Below are 3,278 nucleotides of genomic sequence, written 5' to 3'. Positions count from 1 at the left end.
CCTGACGTGGTACTCCGTGGCTGGATCGTCCGGCCGGAAGCCTCCGATGCCTGGGTAGTGTTCGGCGGGAACGGACTGGCGCTGCCGCCGGTGGGTCGCGCGTGGCAGGGTTGTACGGCGCGGGCGATCTATTTGGTGCCTTACCGTGGCTACGAAGGGCAAGAGGGGCGACCGGGTGAGAAGGACATGGTGGACGACGGCGTGGCCCTGGTTCGCCAGGCCCAGCAGGCGCATCGTCATGTCGGCATCATCGGTGTCAGCCTGGGCACGGGTGTTGCGACCCAAGTGGCGGTGCAGGCGCGGCCGGACAGACTTCTCCTGGTAACGCCTTATGACCGCATGGATTTGGTAGCCCAGGACTACCTGCCGAACTGGCCGGTAAGGTGGTTGATCAGTGACACTTATGACAGCGCCGGCGCGGCGGCGAAACTGGGAGATCTCCCCGTGGCGTTCCTGCAGGCTGACAACGACGAAATCATCGCCGCCGAACGAACTCGAGCCCTTGCGGCCGCGTTGCCCAGACCGCCGTCGCCCTGGTGGCATGTGGATAGCACACACAACGGAGTATGGAACATGCCTGGGTTGTGCAGCTTCGTGAGGCAAGGGGGATGAGTGCTCAATCGATTATGCGGCCGGCCTGTGTAAGTTCAGTCCTGAACTTTCAGCAGCAACTTACCCGTATGCGATCCGTCAAACAGGCGATTAAGCACCTCGGGCGCATTCTCCAGCCCCTCGGCAATCGTTTCCTCGGTCTTCAACTTTCCTTCCATAATCCATCCGGCGATCGCCTGCACGGCTTCCTTCGTCTTGCGATAGTCAAAGGCCAGGAAGCCCTTCACGGTAAGGCGCTTGACGATCATGATCGAGAAGTCGTCGCTGGGCTTCTTCTCACCGGTATAGCCGGAAATCAATCCGCATAGCGCCACGCGGCCGCCGATCACCATGCGCGAAAGCACCGCGCGCATCACCTCGCCACCGACGTTCTCGAAGTTCACGTGCACGCCATCGGGCGTGGCGGCTTTCAGCTGCTGCTTGAAGTCGGCCGCCTTGTAGTCGACGGCGGCATCGAAGCCAAGGGTTTCGGTGAGGAATTTGCATTTGTCAGCGCCGCCGGCGATGCCGACCACGCGGGCGCCCATGATCTTGGCGATCTGGCCGGCGACGGAACCGACGGAACCTGCGGCGGCGGAGATGACGATGGTCTCGCCCGGCTGCACGGGCGTGATGTCGGTCAGGCCGTAGTAGGCGGTGATGCCCGACAGACCGCATGCGCCGAGCAGGGTAGGCAGAGGCAGCGGCGACTTCGGCAGCTTGACCAATTCCTTGGCCTGGGAGGCATCGAGGATGGCGTGGTCCTGCCAGTTCAGCAGGCCCTGTACCAGGTCGCCTTCGGCGAAGCGTTCGTTCTTCGAGACCACCACGCGGCCGAGGCCGCCGGCGCGCATCACTTCACCGATGGCCACCGGCGGCATGTACTGCGGGATGTCGCTCATCCACACGCGGTTGGTCGGGTCCATGGAGATGTAGAGCACCTTCACGTGCACCTGGCCATCGTCGAGCGCGGGCAGGGCGTGTTCGACCAGGTCGAAGTCTGACTTCTTCACCAGGCCTTCGGGGCGGGATTTGAGCAGGAGCTGGCGTTGCGTGGTCATGGCTATTCCTTCAGACAGCGGCGGCGCCGCCATCGATGAGCATTTCGGCGGCGGTGACAAAACGGCTTTCATTCGAGGCGAGGTAGACAGCGGCATAAGCCACGTCGTCCGGGTCGCCCAGGCGTGCCATGGGTACGCCGCGGATCAGCTTCTTGGTGGCTTCCTCTTCGCCCAACGCCTTGAAGAACGGCTCCACGATGCCGGTGCGGATGAAGGCCGGGTGGATGGAGTTGCAGCGGATATCCACCTTCTGCTTTGCGCAGTCCACCGCGATCGATTTGCTGAGCATGGCCACGGCGGCCTTGGAGGTGTTGTAGACGGTGTAATTGGGATCGACCTTGTGCGCGGCCAGCGAGGAAATGTTCACGATCGACGCCGGGGTGTTTTCCTTAAGGAACTTCATGGCGTGCTTGCAGCCGAGGTAAACGGCTTCCACGTTGATGTCCATCACGCGACGCCAGTCTTTCGTCTCCAGGGCTTCCACGCCGCCGAGCGCGCCGATGCCGGCGTTGTTCACCAGCACCGAGATGCCGTCCATGGCCTGGGCAGCTTCGGCGAGCACGGCGATCCATCGTGCTTCGTCGCGCACGTCCTGCGCGGCCGACCACGCCACGGTGCTGCCGGCTTCCCGATTGATGTCGTCAGCCACCGATGCGATGGCGGCGGCGTCCAGATCGGTGACGAACACCTTGGCACCTTGCTGGGCGAACATCTGCGCCATGGCCTTGCCAAGGCCGCCGGCGGCGCCAGTGATGAAGGCCTTCTTGCCCTGGAGACGGCCGGAATGGTTCGTGCTCATGCTTTTGGTTCCTGATTCAGACCGAGAGATAACCGCCATCGACGTTGAGGATCGCGCCGGTGGTGTATGAGGCAGCATCGGACGCCAGGTACAGTGCGGCGCCGGCCATTTCCGAGGGCTGCGCGACACGGCGCATCGGCACGTGCGCCAGGGCTTGCTTCAGGATGGCCGGCGTATTGACCAGCACCGATGCGAACTTGGTGTCGGTCAGGCCCGGCAAGAGGGCGTTGCAACGAATGCCCTGTTCGGCGCATTCCACGGCGAAGGCCTTCGTCATGGAAATCACCGCGGCCTTGGTGATGGAGTAGATGCCCTGCTGGAAGCCTGGGACCACGCCGTTCACCGAGGCCACGTTGACGATGGCGCCGCCGCCGTTCTTCGCCATCAGCTTTGCACCCAGCGACGACATGAAGAAATAGCCGCGGATGTTCACGTCCACTGTCTTGGCGAACACGGCTTCGTCGGTGTCGGTGATGTGGCCGAAGAACGGGTTGGTAGCGGCGTTGTTCACCAGGATGTCCAGGCGGCCGTGTTTTTCCCCGATGGCCGAATACAACGCGCGGATCTGCTCCATCTCGCCGATGTGGCAGGCCAGGGCTTCGGCCCTGCCGCCATCGGAGGTGATCGCGTCCACCACGGACTGGCAATCGGCCTGCTTGCGGCTGGAGACGATGACATGCGCGCCGCGCGCGGCGAACAGGCGGGCGATTTCCTCGCCGATGCCGCGGCTGGCACCGGTGACGAGGGCGATCTTGCCGGAAAGGTCGAAAGGATCCTGGCTCATGCGTGTGCCTTGTCTAGCGATGGGTGAGGAGCGCGGCGTCGCC

General features: G+C 63.5%; 4 protein-coding genes. 1 reads left to right on the top strand and 3 read right to left on the bottom strand.

Features of this window, described 5'->3' with window-relative positions; all coding sequences use genetic code 11:
- A partial coding sequence (locus VK519_RS06245; RefSeq protein WP_324348306.1) for an alpha/beta hydrolase family protein occupies positions 1 to 612 on the top strand: 612 nt, incomplete at its 5' end.
- A 35-nt stretch (positions 613 to 647) separates the two neighbouring features.
- Here the strand turns inward: VK519_RS06245 and VK519_RS06240 are convergent.
- The 3 genes from VK519_RS06240 to VK519_RS06230 are packed head-to-tail and all read right to left on the bottom strand — an operon-like array spanning position 648 to position 3,235.
- The gene (locus VK519_RS06240; RefSeq protein ID WP_324348304.1) at positions 648 to 1,652 is read right to left on the bottom strand and encodes an NADP-dependent oxidoreductase; all 1,005 of its coding nucleotides are present in this window, start codon (positions 1,650 to 1,652) and stop codon (positions 648 to 650) included.
- Positions 1,653 to 1,662: 10 nt separating this feature from the next.
- Positions 1,663 to 2,451, bottom strand: a complete 789-nt coding sequence (locus VK519_RS06235; RefSeq protein ID WP_324348302.1) for an SDR family oxidoreductase — start codon at positions 2,449 to 2,451, stop codon at positions 1,663 to 1,665.
- A gap of 16 nt (positions 2,452 to 2,467) precedes the next feature.
- The gene (locus VK519_RS06230) at positions 2,468 to 3,235 is read right to left on the bottom strand and encodes an SDR family oxidoreductase (protein WP_324348300.1); all 768 of its coding nucleotides are present in this window, start codon (positions 3,233 to 3,235) and stop codon (positions 2,468 to 2,470) included.
- Between the last annotated feature and the right edge of the window lie 43 nt (positions 3,236 to 3,278).

It is taken from the genome of Pinirhizobacter sp. (assembly GCF_035317885.1).
Lineage (GTDB): Bacteria > Pseudomonadota > Gammaproteobacteria > Xanthomonadales > Rhodanobacteraceae > Pinirhizobacter.
This window is presented reverse-complemented; position numbering and strand designations above follow the sequence as displayed.

Excerpts from the sequence above, each read along its gene's own strand:
- VK519_RS06240 (WP_324348304.1), bottom strand. The coding sequence starts at position 1,652 with ATGACCACGCAACGCCAGCTCCTGCTCAAATCCCGCCCCGAAGGCCTG.
- VK519_RS06235 (WP_324348302.1), bottom strand. The coding sequence starts at position 2,451 with ATGAGCACGAACCATTCCGGCCGTCTCCAGGGCAAGAAGGCCTTCATC.
- VK519_RS06230 (WP_324348300.1), bottom strand. The coding sequence starts at position 3,235 with ATGAGCCAGGATCCTTTCGACCTTTCCGGCAAGATCGCCCTCGTCACC.